This is a genomic window from Streptomyces sclerotialus (assembly GCF_040907265.1).
GTDB lineage: Bacteria > Actinomycetota > Actinomycetes > Streptomycetales > Streptomycetaceae > Streptomyces > Streptomyces sclerotialus.
Window position 1 is genome coordinate 4,915,138 of record NZ_JBFOHP010000002.1, and the last position, 21,728, is coordinate 4,936,865.

A 21,728-nucleotide genomic window follows, 5' to 3' on the forward strand; every position below is an offset into this window, starting at 1 on the left:
GACACCGCAGCCGCAGAAGCCGGCTGCCGACCACCGAGCGAAGGGCCGTGAGTCCATGGTGTTCCGCAGCGAGTACCCCGGCGTCGCCCCCCTCGACCTCCCCGTCCACGAAGCCGTACTGGGCCACTCGGTCCCTGCGCACGGTGACCGTACGGCCCTGATCGACGGGGTGACCGGCACCACCCTCAGCTACGCCGGACTGGACGCCCGTACCCGCCGCCTCGCCGCGGCGTTCGCCGACGCGGGCGTCCGCAAGGGCGACGTACTGGCCCTGCACAGCCCGAACTCCCTGGCCTACCCCGTCGTCTGCTACGCCGCGTCCCGCTGCGGCGCCGCCGTCACCCCGGTCCACCCGCTCGCCACCCCCGAGGAGGCCGCCAAACAGCTGCGTGACTCCGGCGCCCGCTGGCTGGTGACGGTCGCCGCGCTGCTGCCCACCGCCCGCACGGCCGCGGAGAAGTGCGGCGGCGTGACGGAGATCTTCGTCTGCGACGGGGCGCCCGGCCACCGGTCCCTGCCCGACCTGCTGGCCACCCGGGCGCCCGAGCCGCAGGTCACCCTCGACCCGGCCGAGGACCTGGCGTGCCTGCCGTACTCCTCCGGCACCACCGGCGCCCCCAAAGGCGTGATGCTCACCCACCGCAACATCTCCACCAACCTCGTCCAGCTCGACGGCGTCCTCACCGCGGGCCCCGGCGACCGCGTCCTGGCCGTCCTGCCGATGTTCCACATCTACGGCTACACCGCCCTGATGAACGCCCCGCTCCGCAAGGGCGCCACGGTCGTCGTCCTGCCCCGCTTCGACCTCGACACCTTCCTCGGCGCCATCGAGACGTACCGGGTCAACGCCGTGTACGTCGCCCCGCCCATCGTCCTGGCGCTCGCCAAGCACCCGGCGGTCGAGGGCAGAGACCTCTCCTCCCTGGAGTACCTGCTCAGCGCCGCGGCGCCGCTGGACGCCGAGCTGGCGGCCGCCTGCGCCGCGCGCCTGAAGGTGCCGCCGCTCCTCCAGGCGTACGGCATGACCGAACTCTCGCCCGGCACCCACGTCGTACCGCGGGACGCGCGCGACGCGCCGCCCGGAGCGGTCGGCAAACTCCTGCCCGGTACCGAGATGCGCATCCTCGCGCTGGACGGCGGCACCGACCTGGGTCCGGACGCCACCGGTGAGATCCTCATCCGCGGCCCCCAGGTCATGAAGGGCTACCTGGGCCGCCCCGAGGCCACCGACGCGATGATCGACGACGCGGGGTGGCTGCACACCGGCGACATCGGCCACTGCGACGCCGACGGCTGGCTGTACGTCGTCGACCGCGTCAAGGAGCTGATCAAGTACAAGGGTTACCAGGTCGCGCCGGCCGACCTGGAAGCCGTGCTCCTCCAGCACGAGGACGTCGCCGACGCCGCCGTCATCGGCGTCACCGACGCCGACGGCAACGAGATCCCCAAGGCCTACGTCGTGCCTCAGCCGGGGGCCCTGCTCACCGAACGGGAGATCATCGCGTACGTTGCGGAGCGGGTGGCCCCCTACAAGAAGATCCGGCGGGTGGAGTTCACGGAAGCCGTACCGCGCGCCGCCACCGGCAAGATCCTGCGGCGCGAACTCCGCGCCCGGGAAAGGAGGACCCCATGACGCTCGTTCACCGTTCCCACGAGCGCGGCATCACCACCCTCACCCTCGACTCGCCCCACAATCGCAACGCCCTCTCCGCCGCCCTGGTCACCGAGCTCCACCAGGCACTGGCCGATGCCGTCGAGGATCCCGGCACCCGAGCCGTCGTCCTGACCCACACCGGTACCACGTTCTGCGCCGGCGCCGACCTCTCCGAAGCGGCATCGGGCCGGGCCGAGGACGGCCCGCTGGGGCTGGCCCGCCTCCTCCGCACGCTCGTCGAGCTGCCCAGGCCCGTCGTCGCCCGCGTCACGGGACACGTACGGGCCGGCGGCCTGGGGCTCCTGGCCGCCTGCGACATCTCCGTGGCGGGCACCGCCGCGACCTTCGCCTTCACCGAGGCCCGCCTCGGCCTGGCCCCGGCCGTCATCTCCCTGACCGTACTGCCGCGCATGGACGCCCGCGCGGCAGCCCGGTACTACCTCACCGGCGAGCGCTTCGACGCCGCGGAAGCCGCCCGGACGGGGCTGGTGACGCTGGCCGCCGAGGACGTCGACGCCGCGCTGGGGCCGGTACTGGAGGGCCTGCGCAAGGGCTCGCCGCAGGGCCTTGCCGAGTCCAAGAAGCTCACCGCCGCCGATACGCTCCGCGCCTTCGACCGGGACACTGCCGCCCTGGCCTCCCGGTCGGCCCGCCTGTTCTCCTCGGACGAAGCACGGGAGGGCATGACGGCCTTCCTCGAACGCCGGGAGCCATCATGGTCACGATGACTTCACCACGCCGAGAACCCCAGCAGGAACGCAGCCGCGCCACCCGCCGCAAGCTCCTCGAAGCCGCCGTCTCCTGCCTGGCCGAACACGGCTGGGCGGGCTCCACGGTCTCCGTCGTGGCCGAGCGCGCGGGCGTCTCCCGGGGCGCGGCGCAGCACCACTTCCCCACCCGCGAGGACCTCTTCACGGCGGCGGTCGAATACGTGGCCGAGGAACGCTCCCAGGCCCTCCGCACCCTCTTCCCGGACCACAGGGCCGACCGCGGAACCGTCGTCGCGGCCATCGTCGACCTCTACACAGGCCCTCTCTTCCGCGCGGCCCTCCACCTCTGGGTGGCCGCCTCCAACGAGGACCAGCTCCGCGAGCGCGTCACCGAACTGGAGGCGCGGGTGGGTCGCGAGTCCCACCGCATCGCCGTCGAACTCCTGGCAGCGGACGAATCGGTCCCGGGCGTACGGGAAACCATCCAGGGCTTTCTCGACATGGCCCGGGGCCTTGGGCTGGCCACCCTGCTCAGCGACGACACGACCCGCCGCGAAGGCGTAGTGGCCCAGTGGTCCCGTCTCCTGGACGGGGCACTGGGCCACTGAGGGCGCCGGCCGTCAGCGGCCTGCGATGTCCTCGTACCCCGAGATGTCACGCGGGTTGCGCGCCGCGGGGCCCACGTACCGCGCGGACGGCCGCACCAGCCGGCCCGTGCGCTTCTGCTCCAGGATGTGCGCGCTCCACCCGGCCGTACGGGCGCAGGTGAACATCGACGTGAACATGTGCGCCGGGACCTCGGCGAAGTCCAGCGTGATCGCCGCCCAGAACTCCACGTTCGTCGCCAGCACCCGGTCGGGACGCCGGTTGTGCAGCTCCTCCAGCGCCGCCTTCTCCAGCGCCTCGGCGACCTCGTAGCGGGGCGCGCCCAGCTCCTTGGCCGTCCGCCGCAGCACACGGGCGCGCGGGTCCTCGGCGCGGTACACGCGGTGCCCGAAGCCCATCAGCCGCTCGCCGCGGTCCAGCGCCTTCTTCACGTACGCCTTCGCGTCCCCCGTACGCTCGATCTCCTCGATCATGCCCAGCACGCGGGACGGCGCGCCGCCGTGCAGCGGACCGGACATCGCGCCCACCGCACCCGAGAGCGCGGCGGCCACGTCGGCACCGGTGGAGGCGATGACGCGGGCGGTGAAGGTCGAGGCGTTCATGCCGTGCTCGGCGGCCGACGTCCAGTACGCGTCGACGGCCTTCACGTGCTTGGGGTCGGGCTCGCCGCGCCACCGCTTCATGAAACGCTCGACGACGGTCTCCGCCTTGTCGATCTCCTTCTGCGGGACCATCGGCAGGCCCTGCCCGCGGGCCGACTGCGCGACGTAGGACAGCGCCATGACCGCGGCCCGCGCCAGGTTGTCGCGCGCCTCGGCCTCGTCGATGTCCAGCAGCGGTTTCAGGCCCCACACCGGGGCGAGCATGGCGAGCGCGGACTGCACGTCCACACGGATGTCGCCGGAGTGCACCGGGATGGGGAACGGCTCGGCGGGCGGCAGGCCGGGGTTGAAGGCACCGTCGACCAGCAGGCCCCACACGTTCCCGAACGACACATGGCCGACCAGGTCTTCGATGTCGACGCCGCGGTACCGCAGCGAGCCGCCTTCCTTGTCAGGTTCGGCGATCTCCGTTTCGAACGCGACGACTCCTTCGAGCCCGGGTACGAAGTCGGACAAAGCTGCTCCTCAAGCTAGGGACGGCAGTGCGGCCCGTGGCCACGCTGCCGTGCGGTCGGGGCCGTGCGGTCATGTGCGATGCGGTCGTCGGTGCTCCTTGCCTGGACTGCTCGCGCTCGCCCGGCGGTCCCCGTTCCCGGACGGACCGCGGCGGGGACGGCGCGTCAGGTTCGTTCCGGCGTTTCGGGGGCGGACACCATATCTCCGGATGTGCGGAGCCCACAGCGTCCCAGCAGATGATTTTGGTGATTTCGGCACGTGCGGGGAAGCGTGACATCCGGCACACTGTGCGATTTCCTGACGGGAGGGTTACGCGCGTCCGAAGGCGGGCAGACTGCCCGGCCACCAGTGGCTCACGGACCGGCCGCCGACCACCCGCGCCGCCCGCCGGATGCTGCAAGATATGCCCGTGCACCCTGCCGACGCCGCATCCGCAGCCCACCCCGACCCCGCATCGATGCGCGCCCAGTACCGCGCGCACGGCCTCGCCGAGGAAGACCTCGCGGGCACTCCGTACGAGCAGTTCGCGCGCTGGTTCAAGGAAGCGGCCGCGAGCGGCATACACGAACCCAACGCCATGGTCGTCTCCACCGCCGACGAGGACGGGCGGCCCAGCTCCCGCACCGTCCTGCTGAAGGCGTTCGACGACCGCGGCTTCGTCTTCTTCACCAACTACGCCAGCAGGAAGGGCCGCGAGCTGGGGCGGAATCCGGCCGTCTCGCTGCTCTTCCCCTGGCACCCGCTCGCCCGCCAGGTCATCGTCGCCGGTTCCGCCGAGCGCATCGGCCGCGACGAGACCGCAGCGTACTTCCGCACCCGCCCGCACGGCTCCCAGCTGGGCGCCTGGGCCAGCGAGCAGTCCTCGGTGGTCGGCTCCCGTGAAGAGCTGGAGCGGGCGTACGCCGACCTCGCGGCCCGCTACCCCGAGGGCGAGCAGGTGCCGGCGCCGCCGCACTGGGGCGGCTACCGGATCGCCGCCGAGAGCGTGGAGTTCTGGCAGGGGCGCGAGAACCGTCTGCACGACCGGCTGCGGTACGTCCGCACGCCGGGCGGCGGCTGGACGGTCGAGCGCCTGGCGCCGTGAGAGCGGCGGGAAACGCAGACGACCCGCGGGCCGTTTCCCCGGCGCCGGCAGGCGCCGGGGGCCGGTCGGACGAACCGGCGGCCCGCGGGTCGGGTGACTGCTTGGGATTGGCCGGCTGCACACAACTCTCGTGCGCTGGTCCGGCGCTGCACTGAGTGAAGCGACGGGCCGCTAGCCCGCAGCCACCTCACGCGTCCGGTGTGCATACATCTGCCGAACCACCTCCCTTCTCGTGTGCACCACACACTAGGAACCCTTCCGGCTCCCCACAACCGAATTTCCGGCGGGCACCGATTTCCCGGAATGGGGTGTGGGCTGCGTCACGTTCCAGTTGAATGATCCGACGTGCAGCACGTGCAGCCGCGTCCAGCAGGGGGTGCCAGTGACTGCTTCGTCCCGCCACTTCAACGCCGCGCTGCCCGGAGAGCCGGGCCGCCCGGACCAGAGCCACGCCCAGGGCGCGGACCAGGATCCGCCGCCACCCGACAGCGAGGACTCCGGGCTGCTCGCGGCCCTCCTGGACGGCATGGACGCCGCCCTGTGCGCCTTCGACGCCGACGGCACCGTCACCCACTGGAACCGCGAGGCCGAACGCATCCTCGGCTGGACCGCCGCCGAAGCGGTCGGCCGCGCGGGCCTGGCCGGCTGGGCGGTCCGCGCCGAGGACGCCGACGAGGTGCACGCGGTCCTGATGGCCGCGATGACCTCCCCGGGCCGCCAGGTGCACGAGTTCGCGCTGCTCACCAAGGACGGCGGCCGGGTGCTCGTACGGACCCAGTCCTCCGCCGTCACCGGCACGGACGGCGAGCCCGCCGGCGTGTACTGCGCCTTCAGCGAGGTCCACACCCAGATCGACCTCGAACGCTCCATCGCGCTGAGCGAGGCCCTCTTCGACGACGCGTCCTGGGGCGTGGTGCTCGTCGACGCCGACCTGCGCCCCGCCGTCGTCAACGCCCACGCCGCGCGCGCCCTGGGACTGGGGCGCACGCACGTGCTCGGGCGTCCGCTGGGGGACCTGCTCGCCCAGGGCGTCGAGGAGCTGGAGGGCGCCCTCCAGCACGTACTGGCGGAGGGCGCGCCCCCGGCCGCCACCGAACTGTGGGTGACGCTGCGCTCCGAAGAGGCGGAGGAGCCCCGCCGGTGCTGGCGCAGCGGCTTCCTGCGGCTGGCCTCCCCGCTCGCCGAGGAGCCCGTCCCCCTCGGCGTCGGCTGGCTCTTCCAGGACATCACCGACACCAAGCGCAGCGAACAGGACAGTTCGCTGCAGCGTTTCCGTGCCCACCAGCTGCACCGCGCGGGCCGCGCGGCGGCCGAGTGCGAGGACCCGATGGAGGCGGCAGCCCTCCAGCTCGACTTCGCGCTGGCCGGCTTCGCCGACCACGGCCTGGTCGACCTCTCCGCCACGCCGTCGCCCTCCGGCCTCCCGCTCTCCGGCATGGACGCGGACACGCCCATCGAGGACGCGGACGCCACCGAGCGGCCCGACGACGCCGACCCCGTACCGCGGCTGGTCCGCGCCCTCGCCTCACCCGCGGGCGCGCCCGGCCCCTCGCAGCCGGTCGCGGTCACCGGCATCCCGCTGGCCTACGTACCGGGCCACCCGGCGGTCCAGGCGTACCGGCGCCGCGGCTCGGTCCGGGCCAGCGCGGGCCTGGCGGCCTCGCCGGAAGGCTGGGCGGCGGCCCGGAAGTGGCCCGAGGGGACGGTGCACGGCCTGTGCGTGGTGCTGCGCAGCCGGGGCCGGACGGTGGGGGTGGCCACGTTCCTGCGCGGCGCCTCCCGCCGCCCGTTCGACCGCGCGGACGCCGCGTACGCCGAGGACGTCGCCTCCCGCATCGCCGCGTCCCTGGACCTGGCGGACGTGCTGGGCAAGAGATGACACCGGGGGCGCGGGGCCGGGCTCCGCGCCCCGCGCTACCGGTTCGGGCTCACCGGGCCGACGGCGGGTTGCGGCATCCGGGCCGTCGGTTCCGCGGTCTCCGGACCGCTCAGTGCCGGTAGAAGATCCGGTCCGCGTACTCGCGCATGACCCGGCCGTTCCAGTCGTGGCCGCCGTCGACGTTGCCCGAGCGCAGCAGCGGCGGGTCGATGCCGCGCTCGGCGAGCGCCCCGGCCGCGGTCGCCACGACCGCCTGCATGACCGCGCTGGTGACGACCGTGGAGGCGGGCGCGAACGGCGCTTCGATACCCGGCGCCGTCAGCTCCGCGTCGCCGACCGGGATGTGGCTGTCCAGCACGATGTCGCAGTGGTCCTTGAGGTACGTACCGGAGACGTGCCGGGACTTGGTGCCGTCCGCGTACCCGACCGAGGTCAGCCCGATGACCTTCAGGCCGAGCGCGCGGGCGTTCAGTGCCATCTCCACGGGCAGCGGGTTCCGCCCGGACAGCGAAATGATCACCAGCAGGTCGCCGGCCCGTGCCGGGCTGGTGTCCAGGACGGCGGCGGCCAGCCCGTCGACCCGTTCCAGCGCGCTGCCGAGCGTCGCGGGCATCACGTCGACACCCACCACGCCCGGTACGGGCAGCAGGTTCATCACCGCCAGACCGCCGGCGCGGTAGACCGTGTCCTGGGCGGGCAGCGAGGAGTGCCCGGCCCCGAAGCAGAAGATCCGGCCGCCTGCCTCCACGGTGTCGGCGATCAGCGTCCCGGCCGCGGCGATCCGCTCGCCCTCGGTGTCGCGCACCGTCCGCAGCAGGTCGATCGCGGCGTCGAAATACTGCCCGGCCAGCCCTGTGCTCTCGCTGTCGCCCATCGCGGAGCGCCCCTCTCCTCGTATGGTCCCGCCCGGCCGGTCGGAGCCGGACGGCCGTCTTCCGCCGCAGTGGTACACGGACGCCCGCAGCGGTACACGGTCGTTGCCGTGGCGCATGGCCGAGGCCGGTCCCGCGGTCGTGGCGCGGATCACGTTGCGGTCTGGACCAGTGCCCTGTCAATACGGCACCCGCGGCGTACGGCCGAAAGGTGCCGGCGGGCGGCGGGCGCCGCTCTGCACGTCCCTGGTCACGGGCCTGGCAGGGCCTGGCGTAGCCCTGCGGTCCGCGGGCCGGAGTCACCCTTCGGCCCGCGGGCGCCACCGTTGTCGGTGGGATGCGTCAGAATTGAGTCCAGGGCCATCGCACGACACAGCCGAGGGGCACGCATGTCCGGACTGATCGACACCACGGAGATGTATCTCCGCACCATCCTCGAACTCGAAGAGGAAGGTGTGGTCCCGATGCGCGCTCGGATCGCCGAGCGGCTCGACCAGAGCGGCCCGACGGTCAGTCAGACCGTGGCGCGCATGGAGCGGGACGGCCTGGTCACGGTCGCCGGCGACCGCCATCTGGAGCTGACCGAGGAGGGCCGCCGCCTGGCGACCCGCGTGATGCGCAAGCACCGGCTCGCCGAGTGCCTGCTCGTCGACGTGATCGGCCTGGAGTGGGAGCAGGTGCACGCCGAGGCCTGTCGCTGGGAGCACGTCATGAGCGAGGCGGTGGAGCGCCGCGTCCTGGAGCTGCTGCGGCACCCGACCGAGTCGCCGTACGGCAATCCCATCCCGGGCCTGGACGAGCTGGGCGAGAAGGCGGAGGCCGATGCGTTCCTGGACGACGGCCTGCTGAGCCTGATGGACCTCGACCCGGGCGCCGACGGCAAGACCGTCGTCGTGCGGCGCATCGGCGAGCCCATCCAGACGGACGCCCAGCTGATGTACACGCTGCGGCGCGCCGGGGTGCAGCCGGGGGCAGTGGTGAGCGTGACGGAGTCGCCGACCGGCGTCCTGGTCGGCAGCAGCGGCGAGGCCGCGGAGCTGGCCACGGACATCGCCCAGCACGTCTTCGTGGCGAAGCGCTGATCCCCGCCGGCCCGTCCGCCGGCGCGCTCCCGGCGGTCGCCCCTCCGGTGTACCGCCGCTCCGCTTCACCGGAGTGTCCACCGGCGTGGTGCCGCCTCCGCACTCCCTGCGCAGGCGCCCACCCGGTACGACGCTCCCCCTGACGCTTCTCGCGGAACGTTCGCCCGTTGCTCGCGGAACGTTCCGCTTCTCTGCCCGAGAAGATTTTTCCGCTGCTCCCTTCACCCTTCTCGCGGCCCTGACCTGGAGCAATGGCCTGCACCATGAAGGGTTCCGCTTCCTTGCCCGGCATGGACTTGGCGGAATGCGAGCGGTGGGCGCGACTCCGTGTCACCCTGGCGCTGTCGCATGCGCACGGGCGCATATGACCTGATGCGTTGAGGACCTGGGGCCGGGCGGCGGCGGGTGTTTCGGGGAACATCCAGGCGGTCGCGGCGACCCCTCGGGGAGGGGGCTCTGATGAGTCCGCGGACGGAATTGTCGCCTGGCTGGGGGGTCACCGACAGCGAGGGCCCCGGCGCTGCGAGCAGCCGGGGCCCTGCCTCCCCATGTCCCCCCGAGAAGACCCGGAGCCCCGAGCTCCCAGGGTCTTCCCCCGCGGGCCCTCTTCCCGTCAGGGCCCGCCTCCCGCTCACACTCTCCCCGTGCCGCGAGCGGCCAATCCTTGAGCATGGTCACTCGTACGAGGGGTGTTGAGACACAACGGCGATACATTCGAAAACAGGTTCGATAGTGTGGGGCTGCTCAAGGGACGGATGGGGGTGCCAAGCAATGGTGCGGCGCATCGACGTGACAGGTAGCGGGGGCGTACGGCTCGCGGCCTGGGAGTTCACCGACCCTCCCAAGGCCGGCGGTGAGGGAGTGGAGCGGAAGCACAACGGACGCGGCCCCGGCGTGCTGCTCCTGCACGGACTGATGGGACGGGCGGCGCACTGGGCGGAGACCGCCCGCTGGCTCGGCGCGCGCTACCGCCCCGTGGGCCTGGACCAGCGAGGTCACGGCCGCAGCGAGAAGCCGGCCGACGGACCGTTCGACCGTATGACGTACGTGGACGACGCGATCGCCGCGATCGAGGAGCTCCATCTCGCGCCGGTGGCCCTTATCGGCCATTCCATGGGCGCGCTCACCGCATGGCAGATCGCGGCGCGGCGGCCCGACCTCGTCAGCGCCCTGGTCATCTGCGACATGCGGGCCTCCGCCCTGGGCGCGGCCTCACAGCGCGAATGGGAGGAGTGGTTCCGCTCCTGGCCGGTCCCGTTCGCCACGCTCGCCGACGTCCGCAAGTGGTTCGGCGAGGACGACCCGACGCTGGAGCGGCCCCGCCCGGTCCGCGGCGAGTTCTTCGCCGAGGTGATGGCCGAGCGCGCGGACGGCTGGCGCCCGGTGTTCTCACGCCGCCAGATGCTCGCCGTCCGCGAGGCATGGGTGCACGACGCGCACTGGGAGGAGCTGGCGCTGGTCGAGTGCCCGACGCTGGTCGTCCGCGGCCTCGACGGCGAACTGGGCCGCGCCGAGGCGCAGGAGATGGTCCGCGTCCTCCCGCGCGGCGCCTACGCGGAGATCGCCGACGCCGGCCACCTCGTCCCGTGGGAACGCCCCGACGACTGGCGCCGCGTCCTGGAGCCGTTCCTGCACACGGCCCTGCCGAGCCTGCCGGTCTGACCGCCGGCCTGACTGCCGAAGGCCACCGGGCCCGGGCGGTACCGGCCCGGCCCCCCCATGCAGAAGTGCCCCGGAGCACACGCTCCGGGGCACACGCTCCGGTCCACGCCTACGGACCGTCCCGGCCCGCGGACCGGCCCGCGGACCGGCCGGCCCGCGCGCCGAAGCCAGGGCTACCCCCGGCTCACCGCCACCAGGATCTCCGGCAGCCGGCGCAGCACATACGGGGCGCTCAGCCGCAGCCCCAGGAAGGCCACGCCCATCCCGTACGCCACGCCCACCGGCAGGACCAGCCACAGCAGCCCGTCCAGCCCCGCCACATGCAGACCGATCGTCAGGCCGAGCACCGGAGCACAGAGCAGCGCGCCCACGACCATCCCGCCCAGGATGCTGAACCAGGCCAGCGCGGCCTGCCCCGGAGCGACGTTCTTGTTGCCCTCGGAGGGAATCGAGTACGGGAAGAGCACGGAGGCGAACGCGCCGGTGGCGACCAGCGCGCCCAGGAGGGCGAGCGAGAGTCCGTACGCCTCCGGGAACACGTCCCAGCTGTCGAGCAGCGCCGCGGTACCGACCACCACCAGCGTCACGTACGGCACCGCGACCAGGCACAGCGCCAGCGCCCGCCCGCGCAGCTCCACGTACGCGTCACGCCGCGCGGAGATCGTCGAGGCCACCATCCAGAACGCCGAGGTGTCCTGCCCGAACTGGTTGTACATCTGCATACCGAGCAGCCCCGCCGCCCAGCAGGCCGTGTAGACACTGCCGTTGCCCTGCACGAGCGAGACGACAGGAACGAGCAGGCCGACGCCCAGCCCCGTGGCCCAGCCCATCTTCGTCTTCGGATCCCGCCAGGCGTACAGCAGCGTGCGCTGGATGACCGTCCCCGTACGACCGGCCGGCAGCAGCCGCGCCCAGCCGCCCGCCCCGTCGGCACGCCTGCGGCCGCTGTCCTTCTCCACGGCCTGGAGAGTGGAGGAGTCGGGCGAGGTCATGACCCGGGTGAGGGTCCGCAGCCACCACCACAGCAGCAGCACCAGCGCGAGCACGGTGAGCCCGAGCCCGAGCGCGGCACGCCCGTACGCGCCCTCGCTCGTCGCGGCCACCGCGTCCACGGCGGAGACCGGCGGGATCCAGCGCACCACGTCGGCGACCGGAGCCAGCGCCGTCAGGCCGCCCGCCTCGGAGAGCTTCTGCCCCGCGATGTTGATGCCCTGTGCGCCGAGCGCCACGAACAGACCGCTGAGCACCGCGAGGTCCCGCCCGCGGCGGCTGGTCAGCAGCCGTACGTTCGCGGTGGCGACGGCGCGGGCGAGCGCCGCGCACACCAGGAGGACCAGTACCGTCGCGACGACACCGACGACCGCGGCCGCCGCGCCGCGCGCCACGGTGACGACGGAACCGGCCGCCAGGGCCAGGGTGAAGACCGGCCCGATGCCGATCAGCGAGGCGACCAGCAGCGACACGATCATCGACCGGGGCCGCAGCGGCAGCATGACCAGCCGCGTCGGGTCCAGCGTCTCGTCACCCGACGGGGAGAACAGCGGCATCGCCGCCCAGCCGAGCGTGAGGATCGCGGTGAGCAGCACGGCCAGCGCCGGGGCACCGGCCACGCCACGCAGCAGGATCAGCCCCAGCAGCATGCCGGCCGCGAACACGAGCGTGACGACGATGGAGGCGACGTACGCGACGGTGCGGCCGGCGGACTGCCGCAGGCCGTTCTTCAGCAGTGACAGCTTCAGCCGTACGAAGAGGGGCGTGAGGGCGGGCGCCGGGACGGTGCCGGTCGGCCGGCTCACCGGCTGGACCTGCGTGCTCATCGGGCACCGCTCCCGCCCAGCCAGTCCAGGTCCTGCCCGGCCCGCGCGCGGCCGCCCGCGCCGACCAGTTCCAGGAACGCGTCCTGGAGCGTGGGCGCGTCACCGCGTACCTCGGCGATCGGCCCGTCGGCACGGATCTTCCCGGCCGCCATGACCGCGACCCAGTCGCAGAGCGACTCGACCAGCTCCATCACATGGCTGGAGAAGATGACGGTCGCACCGGAACCGGTGTACCGCTCCAGCACCCCCCTGATGGTCTGCGCGGAGACGGGGTCCACCCCCTCGAACGGCTCGTCGAGGAAGAGGATCTCGGGGTTGTGCAGCAGCGCCGCCGCCAGCCCGATCTTCTTCCGCATACCGGTGGAGTAGTCCACGACCAGCTTGTTCCGGGCCCCGGACAGATCGAGCACGTCCAGCAGCTGCCCGGCCCGCTTGTCGACCTCGTCGCCGGGCAGCCCCCGCAGCCGCCCGATGTACGAGAGGAGCTCGGCACCGGACAGCCGCTCGAACAGCCGCAGCCCTTCAGGCAGCACACCGATCCGGGACTTCACGGCGACCGGGTCGCGCCAGACGTCGTGCCCGCCGATCTCCACCTGCCCCGCGTCCGGCCGCAGCAGCCCGGTCACCATCGAGAGCGTGGTCGTCTTGCCCGCGCCGTTCGGCCCCACGAGCCCGATGAACCGCCCGGCCGGCAACGTCAGATCGATGCCCGCGACCGCGGTGTGATCTCCATACTTCTTCCAGAGGCTGTGGATACGCACCGCCGCCGGACTCACCGCCGTGCCAGCCTGTTCTCCAGCACCTGAACTTTCGATCGTCACCGGTTCCCCTGTCCTCGGACGTCACAGCAGAGACCGGTCGAGCCCCCGCCACGCCCAACGATAAGCACCCCCCGAAGAACCAGCACCGCCAGCGCGCACACCGGACCGGCGCCCGGGCCGGCCACGGGGCCGGCGGCCTGGGGGAAGCCGTCACCGCAACACTCGGGGGAGGGGGAGGGGGAGGGGGAGGGGCCCCAGGCCGAGTCCAGCGGGCACTCCTCACTCCCCTCCACCCCCGGCGCGCACCGGCAGTCGAGGTGGCCGTGTGGCGGGCTCAGCGGAAGCGGGGGGTCGGGGATTCTTGGGCGCAGGCGTAGGCGAGGGGGGTGAGGAGGTCTTCGGCGTCGGGGAGCCAGCGGTTGGCGGGGGTGGGGTGGATGGCCCACTGGACCGGGGCGTGGCGGCCGGTGCGGGTGGGCGGGGCGGGGAGGTAGGTGCCCTCGCCGTGGGCGGTCAGGTCGAGGGTGGCGGGGTGGGGCCAGCCCAGTTTCCGTACCAGGCCTGGGACCTTGGGGGTGGCGCCGGGGAGGACGAGGAAGAGCATCCGGCGGTTCGGGGTGCGGATGACCGGGCCGAGGGGCAGGCTGCGCCGTTCCATCCGGGCGAGGGCCAGGCAGCCGGCGGTCTCCGGTACGTCCAGGGCGTCGAAGGTGCGGCCCGTCGGGAGGAGGATCGCCGCGCGCGGATGCTCCGTCCACAGGCTGTGGATGACGGATGTGCTGCCGGTGGCGCTCCTGGACCAGTCGGCCGCGAGCGGGTGGGCGCCGGGGGCGGGGCAGCCGTGGTCGCCGCATGAACAGTACGGAGTCGCACCGTCGTCTTCCAGCCATGCGCCGGGGAGTACGTCCCAATGGCGTTCCGCCGCGTAACGCACCGCGATGTCCAGCAGCCGCTCGCCGCGCTGCTGGAGGACCTGTGGGGCTCCTGTGACTCCGCTGCTTCGTTCCACGATGGGGACAACTCCCGCTGTCACCAAGGGTTACGGCCAACCCGTGGCACGGCCCGGCGCAACGTTCTTGCACGTGGGGCGCATGGATGCACGGGCGGGGGGCGCGTACGGGGCCGTGCGGTGGAGGGTGGGTAGCCACTTGCCTGAGGGGCGGAGAGGCCGCCCGGCGGCGGGCCGTGGGCCGTGGGCGTCCCGAGGGACGTGCCCCGGTGCGGTGGTGCCGCGTGGACAGAAGGCGGGCGCCGTGCGCCTTCCCGGATGTGCTCGTACGCGTACCTGCTCGTGCAGCCGTGCCCGGCGGATGTGGCCGAAGTCGAGAGAGGGAGGGGGAAAGGCGAGACGGCGCAACGGGCAATTGGCAGCATGTGGAAGGTAGTGGTGATATCGCTGATATCCCGAGTAACGCGGATATCGCGGGTATCACGGATATCGCGGGTACGGGCGGGCAATGATGGACGGGGACGGCGTTCGACGGTGAACGCGCCGCAGTACACAGGGGGTACAGCATGGCCGCCAGGCCACTCGTAGCGCGGCAGCCGAACGAACGGCTGCAGGCGCTCATCCAGGAAGCTGCCTGTTCCAATGCCGGGCTAGCCCGCCGCGTCAACGTGTGCGGCGCCGAGCACGGCCTGGATCTGCGCTACGACAAGACGTCCGTCGCCCGCTGGCTCCGCGGCCAGCAGCCCCGCGGCCGGGCGCCCGCCATCATCGCCGAGGCGCTGGGCCGCAAACTGGGGCGTACGGTCACGATCGACGAGATCGGCATGGCCGACGGCAAGAACCTCGCCTCCGGCGTCGGGCTGCAGTTCTCGCCCACCGTCCTCGGCGCGATAGAGCAGGTCTGCGAGTTGTGGCGGAGCGACGTGGGCCGCCGCGACTTCCTCAGCGGTTCGACCGTCGCCGCCTCCGCGCTGGTCGAGCCCAGCCGGGACTGGCTGATCACCGGCGCCGACACCCAGGTCGCACGCAACGCCGGTGCGCGGGTGGGGCTTTCGGACGTGGAGGCGGTGCGCTCGATGACGAGCGCCCTCAGTGAGCTGGACCACCGGTACGGCAGCGGGCACGTCCGCCCGGTCGTCGTGCACTACCTGAACAGCGTGGTCTCCGGGCTGCTCGCGGGCTCGTACCGTGAGTCGGTCGGCCGTGAACTGTTCGCCGCCGTCGCCCGGTTGACCGAGCTGGGCGGGTACATGGCGGTCGACACGGGACAGCCGGGGCTGGCGCAGCGGTACTACATCCAGGCGCTGCGGCTGGCCCAGGCGGCCGGCGACCGTGGTTACGGCGGTTACGTGCTCGCCGCGAGCATGAGCCACCTCGCCGCCTCGCTCGGCAACCCCCGCGAGATCGCCCAGCTCGCGCGGGCGGCGCAGGAAGGCACGCGCGGACACGTGACGCCGCGGGCCGAGGCGATGTTCTGTGCGGCGGAGGCGCGCGGGCATGCCCTGATGGGGGACGAACGGGCGTTCCAGACCGTGGCCGGGCGTGCGGTCAGCGCGATGGAACGGGCCGAGGCCGGTACGGACGCGGGGGACGACCCGCAGTGGATCTCGCACTTCGACCCCGCCTACCTGGCTGACGAACTGGCGCACTGCCACCGGGACTTGGGGCAGGCCGCGGCGGCCGAGCAGCAGGCCGAGCAGGCGCTCGCCGGGCACCCCGAGAGCCGGGCGCGGCGGCGCGCGATCGGTCTGGTGCTGCTGGCGAGTGCGCAGGTGCAGCAGCGCGACATCGAGCAGGCCTGCCACACGGGCACGCGGGCGGCCGAGTTGCTGGGCGGACTGCGCTCCTCGCGCGGCATGGAGTACCTGGAGGACTTCCAGGCGCGCCTGGAGCCGTACCGCGAAGAGGCGGTGGTACGGGAGTTCGCCGCGCGGCTGGAGCTACGAGCGGCGTAGGTGGAGAGGGGACGGGCCCCGCCCCGGGTGACCGGGACGGGGCCCGTCGGCACGCCGTACCCGTGCAGCACCCGAGCACCATCCGTGCACCATCCGAGCATCATCCGTGCACCGCCTCGTGCACCGATCGCGCGTACTGAAGGGCGCGTCCTGTTTGTCCGTCGATCCTCCGGAATAGCCGCGTGGGGCTGTTGTGCGTCAAGTGGCCGGTGACCAGGGGACGTGGTCGAACGTGTCTGCCACCCGGTAGCGTGAGCCGACGATTCCGTAAGAAGCAGAAGTAGGAGTCCCGGTGACGCAGAGCGGACAGGGTGGCGACCCGCAGAACCCTGCGGGCGGACCCGCGCGCGAGGGTGTGGTGCTGCCCGCGAACGGCGGCGAGCCGTACGTGCCCGACCAGCAGTCCGCACCCGCCGCCGGCCAGCCGTGGGGCGAGCCGTGGGGCCCGTCACAGGCACCGCAGCAGAGTTCCGGTTCCTACGGGGCGCGGCAGCCGGGCGCTTACCCGCCGCCCCAGGGGCAGCCGCCGGTACCCCCGATGCCGCCGGAGCAGCCGCAGCCCGGCGCGGGGTACCAGAGCGGCCAGGACGCGTACGGCGCGCAGCACACGTACGGCGCCCAGCACACGTACGGCACGCAGGGCGCATACGGCCAGCAGCCTCCTCACGACGCTCAGCCCTCTTACGGCGCGCAGCCCTCGTACGACGCCCAGACCCCGTACGGCGCGCAACCTTCGTACGGTGCGCAGCCTTCGTACGGTGCGCAGCCTTCGTACGGTGCGCAGCCCCCGTACGAGGGCACCTACGGGCAGTCCCCGTACGCCGGCCAGCAGTCCCCGTTCGCCGGGCAGGACGCCTACGGCGCTCAGGGCACGTACGGCGGCCGGACCGGCCAGGACTCGCAGCCCGGCCAGGCCGCAGGCCGACCCGGTCAGCCCGGCCAGAGCGCCGGTCATGGCTACCCCCAGCAGGCCCAGTCGCCCCAGCAGCAGACCCAGCCGCCCCAGCAGCAGGCCCAGCAGCCCGCCGCTCCCCAGCCGGACGAGGCCGGTAGTGATTCCGGCAGTGGTTCCGGTGGTGCGCTCGTGCGCGCCGAGCGGCAGCCCGCCGCCCCGCTGCCGCCCGTCGCCGACGGGCCGGGGGCGGGCGCGCCGCTGCCACCGCCGGCCACCGGCCAGGGCGCCGGTCAGGCCACCGGCCAGGGCGCCGGTCCGCTGCCGCCCGCGGCGGGGGACGGCGAGGCCACGCAGTTCATCCCGCCGGCGACCGGTGACAGCGAGGCCACCCAGCTCATCCCGCCCTTTACGGCCCAGCAGGGACAACCGGGGCAGCAGGGGCAGCAGGGGCAGCAGGGCGGGCCCGGTGCCCAGCCCATGCCGCCCGCGCAGGGTGCGGCAGGACCGATGCCCGGTTCACTGCCGCCCGAGAACAAGCGGCCCGAGTCGGACGCCGAGTCCACCACGATGCTGCGGCGGCCGGTCATGCCGAAGGCGCCCGCCTCCCCCGACGGGGCCGAGGCGGCGACCCAGCTCATCCCGCCGGTCGGCGGCGGTACGCCGCAGCCGCCTCCGGGTGCGCCGTTCGCCATCCGGCCGGGGATGCCGGGCGACCGGCCGACTCCGGCCGAGTTCGACGGCCTCTTCCGCGACGGGCCGGGCAAGGCCGGTGCCGCCGAGGACGATTCCCCGGCCGCCACCCAGCAGATGCCGCGCTTCGAGGAGCCGCCGGCGCAGGGCTTCGGCGGACCGCAGCCGTACGGGGCGCAGGGCGCGGCGGGGCAGCGGCCCGGGGCCGCACCGCAGCAGCCGGGTCCGGCTCCGCAGCCGGCCGGCTTCCAGCCGCAGGGCGCGTACGCGTCCGAGTCCCGGCAGGGGCACGGCGGTGGTGGCGAGCGCCGCCGCAAGCTCGCGCCCGCCGCGATCATCGGTGCCGTCGTGGTGGTCTGCGTCGGCGCCGGCCTGGGCGTCGGCTACGCGCTCAGCGGCGGTGACGAGGAGAGTCCGAAGAAGGACAGCGGCAAGACGTCGGCGGGCACCGCGCAGCAGGAGAAGCCCTCGCCGACGGCGGACCCGGCCGAGGCGCAGGCCAAGGAGCTGGACGCGCTGCTCAAGGACAGCAACAACAGCCGTTCCGCGGTGATCGGCGCGGTCGGGAACATCAAGTCCTGTACCAAGCTCGGTGACGCGGCCAAGGACCTGCGGGACGCGGCGAAGCAGCGCAACGACCTGGTGACGCGGCTGGGCAAGCTCTCCGTCGACCAGGTGCCGGACCACCTCGCGCTCACCACCGCGCTGACCAACGCGTGGAAGTCCTCGGCGGCGGCCGACAACCACTACGCCACCTGGGCCGACCAGGTCGCGCACGCGGGCAAGAAGGGCTGCCACAAGGGCAAGGCGCGCGGCACCAAGGCGGCCGTGCAGGGCAACACCGCCAGCGGCCAGGCCACCACGGCCAAGAAGGAAGCCGCGAAGCTGTGGAACCCGATCGCGCAGAAGTACGGCCTGACCGAGCACAGCCCGGAACAGCTCTAACAGTCAGGAACAGCTCTAACAGTCAGGAACAGCGCTCCCAGTCAGGAACAGCGCTTCCAGCCCGGAGCAGCGCTTCCAGCCCGGAGCAGCGCTTCCAGCCCGGAACGAGCCGTCGTCCGTCAGGCGTCCTTCCGCGGCTTCTCCAGCGTCCTCGCCAGGTTCGCGAAGCCCGAGTGGGTGGTGACCAGCCGGCCGTCCCGTACGACCTGGTAGGTCACCATCGCGTTCACGATCCGGGGGAAGGACTGCACGGCGAGCATGTCGTCGTAGCGCCAGCGCAGCTTCGGGGTCAGGCCGCCGGTGTCGACGGCGCGGTCGCCGCGGTCCAGCGCCTGCTGCAGGGAGCGCGCGGTGACGTCCTGGCCTTCCTCGGTGACCTGCTCGACCGTCGCGCGCAGCACGGTGTACGCGATCCAGGTGGTCTGCACGCCGGCGTCCGCCGGGTCGATGCGGTTGTCGTCGAAGGCGTGCTCGGTGATCACGTCGCGCATGGTGTTCCAGCGCGGGTCGCGGGCGTCCGGGTACCAGCCGGTGACCAGCGCGCCCTCCAGCGGGCTGGACTTGCCGCCCGTACGGTCCACCAGGGTCTGGTTCACGCTGCCGAGCACGGACGCCATCTGGACCTTCGGCTTGTCCTCCTGGAGGCGCCGGAAGGAGTCGAAGAAGGTGTCGGTGTGCTCACCGATGGTGGCGGTGACGCAGGCGCCCCTGGCCCGGGCGCCGAACTCCGCCGTCCCGTAGCGGGCCGGGTCGGCCCCGACCTCGTCCAGGGCCTTCTGGGCCGCTTCGGTGTAGTCGGTGGCGTTCTCGGGCGCCCGGACGTCGTGGGCCGGCGCGCGGCCGCCGGTGGCCAGGCCGGCGTTGAGGAGCGGGGGCATCTGGTCGCCCTGGATGGTGTCCGGGCGGACCAGCGAGACCTGCTCGCACTCGGCGGCCAGCTGCCGCCCGTTGCCCGCCAGCAGCGCCGCCTGACCGCCGTTGACCGGGTAGGACAGCGGACTGTCGAATTCTTCGCCGGAGACGCCGTAGCCGCCGATGTACGGGATGCCGGCGGCCTCCAGCGGGCCCATGAAGGACCGGCCCTGGCGGCTGTAGGAACCGACGACGGCGACGGCACGCGCGGAGACGGCTTTCTGGGCGCAGCGTGCCGCGGCGACCGAATCGTTACGTTCGTTGCAGGTGATGACCTTCAGGGGGTGGCCGGCGATGCCGCCCTTGGCGTTGACCCAGCGCGCGTACGCCTCGGCCATGGCCGGCATCCCGGCCATGTTCGTGCCCTTGGTGCCCGAGGGTGCCCAGGTCATCACGGTGAGCGGGGCTTCGTCACCGCTGCTGACGGAGTTCGAGGCGCCGGGGAGCGAGCCGCAGCCGGTCAGCAGCGTCGCCAGCACCGCCGTACCCGCCACCGCTGAGCGGATCGGGGTGGCGTGAGGGCAGGGGCGGGGGAGGGAACGTCGCCGTCCGGTCATGTTCCCGCACTGTTCCGGCCAGTACAGAACACCCGCGTGCCTGCTGGGTAACGGAAAGTGACGCGAAGGTGAACAGCAGGGGAGGCCTGGCCGCCGCTTTCTGACCGAGAACGTACGATCGATTGCTGTGCAAGGTTCGGATAAGTCTTCCCGTCGCGGCCGCCGCTCGACCACCATGGGCGCCATGCCGCTCAACGACATGCCGTGGTGGCGCTGGCGCGCCAATGTGCGCTCAGCGCTGCACATGCTTTCCGACCCCGTCTTCCAGCAGGAGACCTGGGTGGCCGGCCTGCCCGGGTACGGCGATGTGACCGACGCCGTGTACCGGCTGGTGGAGGACACCTGGCTGGACAACTGGTCCGCCGAGAAGTACGTCGGCACGATCTTCCGGGACTCCCAGGAAGCCGCGCTGGTCGACGTCGCCGTACTCCGGGTGCTGCGCATCCTGCACCAGGTCGGCGCCGACGCCCCGGTGGGCGCGTACCTGGAGCACCACGGCTGGCCCGAGGCCGTACGGGCCGCGCGGGACGCCCACGTCCGCATGGCGACGGCCGACGGCGAGGACCCGGAAGCCCCGCCCCGCTCCCTCGAAGTGCTGGCCATCCTCACCAGGGGCCTGGAACCGCAGGAGTGAGCGAACCGGGGCCGGAATGTGCGACCCTTTGTCCTCATGAGCCAGTCGAAGCCCGCCCTCTCCGATCAGTACGTCCTGACCCTGTCCTGCCCGGACAAGCAGGGCATCGTGCACGCGGTGTCCAGCTACCTCTTCATGACCGGGTGCAACATCGTGGACAGCCAGCAGTTCGGGGACCGGGACACCGGGCTCTTCTTCATGCGGGTCCACTTCCGCGCCGAGACCGCCGTCACACTGGAGAAGCTGCGCGCCAGCTTCGCCGCCGTCGGCGACTCCTTCCAGATGGACTGGCAGATCCACCGCGGTGACGAAAAGATGCGCGTCATCCTGATGGTGTCCAAGTTCGGGCACTGCCTGAACGACCTGCTCTTCCGCTCCCGCATCGGCGCGCTGCCGGTGGAGATCGCGGCCGTGGTCTCCAACCACACCGACTTCGCCGAGCTGGTCGGCTCGTACGACATCCCCTTCCACCACATCCCGGTGACGAAGGACACCAAGGCGCAGGCCGAGGCGCAGCTGCTGGAGCTGGTCCGCGCCGAGCAGGTCGAGCTGGTCGTCCTGGCCCGGTACATGCAGGTGCTCTCCGACGACCTGTGCAAGGAGCTGTCGGGCCGGATCATCAACATCCACCACTCCTTCCTGCCGAGCTTCAAGGGCGCGAAGCCGTACCACCAGGCGCACGCCCGCGGCGTGAAGCTGATCGGCGCCACCGCGCACTACGTCACCGCCGACCTCGACGAGGGCCCGATCATCGAGCAGGAGGTCGCGCGGGTCGGCCACGACGTCACCCCCGACCAGCTCGTCGCCACCGGCCGGGACGTGGAGTGCCAGGCGCTGGCCCGCGCGGTGAAGTGGCACAGCGAGCGCCGGGTGCTGCTCAACGGCAGCCGTACGGTCGTCTTCGCCTGAACGGTTCGGCGTTCCGCTGCTCGCGCCTCCGACCGTA

General features: G+C 72.7%; 17 protein-coding genes. 11 read left to right on the plus strand and 6 right to left on the minus strand.

The features are described 5' to 3' along the window. The first annotated feature begins 55 nt into the window (after positions 1-55). Genes AAC944_RS21900 through AAC944_RS21910 form a run of 3 tightly spaced genes read left to right on the plus strand, consistent with a single transcriptional unit; the run spans position 56 to position 2,972 of the window. Positions 56-1,633, plus strand: a complete 1,578-nt coding sequence (locus AAC944_RS21900) for a 4-coumarate--CoA ligase family protein (RefSeq protein WP_030609928.1) — start codon at positions 56-58, stop codon at positions 1,631-1,633. Next, positions 1,630-2,382: an enoyl-CoA hydratase family protein gene (locus AAC944_RS21905; RefSeq protein WP_030609925.1), complete on the plus strand. Its 753-nt coding sequence runs from the start codon at positions 1,630-1,632 to the stop codon at positions 2,380-2,382. The genes AAC944_RS21900 and AAC944_RS21905 overlap by 4 nt, the downstream gene beginning before the upstream one ends. Further along, the gene (locus tag AAC944_RS21910) at positions 2,370-2,972 is read left to right on the plus strand and encodes a TetR/AcrR family transcriptional regulator (RefSeq protein ID WP_030609922.1); all 603 of its coding nucleotides are present in this window, start codon (positions 2,370-2,372) and stop codon (positions 2,970-2,972) included. Before AAC944_RS21905 ends, AAC944_RS21910 begins: the two co-directional genes overlap by 13 nt. A gap of 12 nt (positions 2,973-2,984) precedes the next feature. Here AAC944_RS21910 and AAC944_RS21915 read toward each other — a convergent pair whose 3' ends face one another. Next, entirely contained in the window at positions 2,985-4,088 is a 1,104-nt protein-coding gene (locus AAC944_RS21915; RefSeq protein ID WP_030609919.1) for a citrate synthase 2, read from the minus strand. 403 nt (positions 4,089-4,491) lie between these two features. On the opposite strand from AAC944_RS21915, the gene pdxH reads away from it, so the two are divergent. Continuing rightward, a complete protein-coding gene (gene pdxH / locus AAC944_RS21920; RefSeq protein WP_438272748.1) occupies positions 4,492-5,172 on the plus strand; it encodes a pyridoxamine 5'-phosphate oxidase in 681 nt (226 codons plus the stop codon). A 526-nt stretch (positions 5,173-5,698) separates the two neighbouring features. Next, positions 5,699-7,051 (plus strand): PAS domain-containing protein, encoded by a 1,353-nt coding sequence (locus tag AAC944_RS21925; RefSeq protein WP_037771573.1) that lies wholly within the window; start codon positions 5,699-5,701, stop codon positions 7,049-7,051. A 109-nt stretch (positions 7,052-7,160) separates the two neighbouring features. Here AAC944_RS21925 and AAC944_RS21930 read toward each other — a convergent pair whose 3' ends face one another. Beyond that, on the minus strand, positions 7,161-7,925 hold the full coding sequence (locus AAC944_RS21930) for an SIS domain-containing protein (protein ID WP_030609911.1): 765 nt from the start codon (positions 7,923-7,925) through the stop codon (positions 7,161-7,163). Positions 7,926-8,312: 387 nt separating this feature from the next. On the opposite strand from AAC944_RS21930, the gene AAC944_RS21935 reads away from it, so the two are divergent. Continuing rightward, positions 8,313-9,005 carry an iron-dependent transcriptional repressor DtxR gene (locus tag AAC944_RS21935; protein ID WP_030609908.1) on the plus strand — a complete coding sequence of 231 codons (693 nt, stop codon included), beginning with the start codon at positions 8,313-8,315 and terminating at the stop codon, positions 9,003-9,005. A gap of 771 nt (positions 9,006-9,776) precedes the next feature. After that, positions 9,777-10,667 carry an alpha/beta fold hydrolase gene (locus AAC944_RS21940; RefSeq protein WP_030609906.1) on the plus strand — a complete coding sequence of 297 codons (891 nt, stop codon included), beginning with the start codon at positions 9,777-9,779 and terminating at the stop codon, positions 10,665-10,667. A gap of 173 nt (positions 10,668-10,840) precedes the next feature. Here AAC944_RS21940 and AAC944_RS21945 read toward each other — a convergent pair whose 3' ends face one another. From AAC944_RS21945 to AAC944_RS21955, 3 genes are all read right to left on the minus strand, one after another. Further along, complete coding sequence (locus AAC944_RS21945) at positions 10,841-12,484, minus strand: hypothetical protein (RefSeq protein WP_030609903.1); 1,644 nt, start codon at positions 12,482-12,484, stop codon at positions 10,841-10,843. After that, positions 12,481-13,305, minus strand: coding sequence for an ABC transporter ATP-binding protein (locus AAC944_RS21950; protein ID WP_051871489.1), 825 nt, complete (start codon positions 13,303-13,305; stop codon positions 12,481-12,483). The genes AAC944_RS21945 and AAC944_RS21950 overlap by 4 nt, the downstream gene beginning before the upstream one ends. Before the next feature lie 274 nt (positions 13,306-13,579). Continuing rightward, on the minus strand, positions 13,580-14,254 hold the full coding sequence (locus tag AAC944_RS21955) for a bifunctional DNA primase/polymerase (RefSeq protein WP_030609897.1): 675 nt from the start codon (positions 14,252-14,254) through the stop codon (positions 13,580-13,582). A 506-nt stretch (positions 14,255-14,760) separates the two neighbouring features. On the opposite strand from AAC944_RS21955, the gene AAC944_RS21960 reads away from it, so the two are divergent. Both AAC944_RS21960 and AAC944_RS21965 read left to right on the plus strand, forming a co-directional pair. Continuing rightward, positions 14,761-16,149 (plus strand): NsdA family TPR-like regulatory protein, encoded by a 1,389-nt coding sequence (locus AAC944_RS21960; RefSeq protein ID WP_030609894.1) that lies wholly within the window; start codon positions 14,761-14,763, stop codon positions 16,147-16,149. A 292-nt stretch (positions 16,150-16,441) separates the two neighbouring features. Beyond that, positions 16,442-18,679, plus strand: a complete 2,238-nt coding sequence (locus AAC944_RS21965; protein ID WP_051871488.1) for a hypothetical protein — start codon at positions 16,442-16,444, stop codon at positions 18,677-18,679. Positions 18,680-18,798: 119 nt separating this feature from the next. Here the strand turns inward: AAC944_RS21965 and AAC944_RS21970 are convergent, their stop codons facing one another. Continuing rightward, on the minus strand, positions 18,799-20,148 hold the full coding sequence (locus AAC944_RS21970; protein ID WP_030609889.1) for an ABC transporter substrate-binding protein: 1,350 nt from the start codon (positions 20,146-20,148) through the stop codon (positions 18,799-18,801). 121 nt (positions 20,149-20,269) lie between these two features. Between AAC944_RS21970 and AAC944_RS21975 the strand changes: the two genes are divergently transcribed. Both AAC944_RS21975 and purU read left to right on the plus strand, forming a co-directional pair. Further along, a complete protein-coding gene (locus AAC944_RS21975) occupies positions 20,270-20,782 on the plus strand; it encodes an SCO4402 family protein (RefSeq protein WP_078888350.1) in 513 nt (170 codons plus the stop codon). Between the two features lie 36 nt (positions 20,783-20,818). Next, entirely contained in the window at positions 20,819-21,691 is an 873-nt protein-coding gene (gene purU, locus AAC944_RS21980) for a formyltetrahydrofolate deformylase (protein WP_030609882.1), read from the plus strand. The last annotated feature ends 37 nt before the right edge of the window (positions 21,692-21,728 follow it).

Coding starts and splice junctions, on each gene's coding strand:
- AAC944_RS21900 (WP_030609928.1), top strand. CDS start 56: ATGGTGTTCCGCAGCGAGTACCCCGGCGTCGCCCCCCTCGACCTCCCC.
- AAC944_RS21905 (WP_030609925.1), top strand. CDS start 1,630: ATGACGCTCGTTCACCGTTCCCACGAGCGCGGCATCACCACCCTCACC.
- AAC944_RS21910 (WP_030609922.1), top strand. CDS start 2,370: ATGGTCACGATGACTTCACCACGCCGAGAACCCCAGCAGGAACGCAGC.
- pdxH (WP_438272748.1), top strand. CDS start 4,492: ATGCCCGTGCACCCTGCCGACGCCGCATCCGCAGCCCACCCCGACCCC.
- AAC944_RS21925 (WP_037771573.1), top strand. CDS start 5,699: ATGGACGCCGCCCTGTGCGCCTTCGACGCCGACGGCACCGTCACCCAC.
- AAC944_RS21930 (WP_030609911.1), bottom strand. CDS start 7,925: ATGGGCGACAGCGAGAGCACAGGGCTGGCCGGGCAGTATTTCGACGCC.
- AAC944_RS21935 (WP_030609908.1), top strand. CDS start 8,313: ATGTCCGGACTGATCGACACCACGGAGATGTATCTCCGCACCATCCTC.
- AAC944_RS21940 (WP_030609906.1), top strand. CDS start 9,777: ATGGTGCGGCGCATCGACGTGACAGGTAGCGGGGGCGTACGGCTCGCG.
- AAC944_RS21945 (WP_030609903.1), bottom strand. CDS start 12,484: ATGAGCACGCAGGTCCAGCCGGTGAGCCGGCCGACCGGCACCGTCCCG.
- AAC944_RS21960 (WP_030609894.1), top strand. CDS start 14,761: ATGGCCGCCAGGCCACTCGTAGCGCGGCAGCCGAACGAACGGCTGCAG.
- AAC944_RS21970 (WP_030609889.1), bottom strand. CDS start 20,148: ATGACCGGACGGCGACGTTCCCTCCCCCGCCCCTGCCCTCACGCCACC.
- purU (WP_030609882.1), top strand. CDS start 20,819: ATGAGCCAGTCGAAGCCCGCCCTCTCCGATCAGTACGTCCTGACCCTG.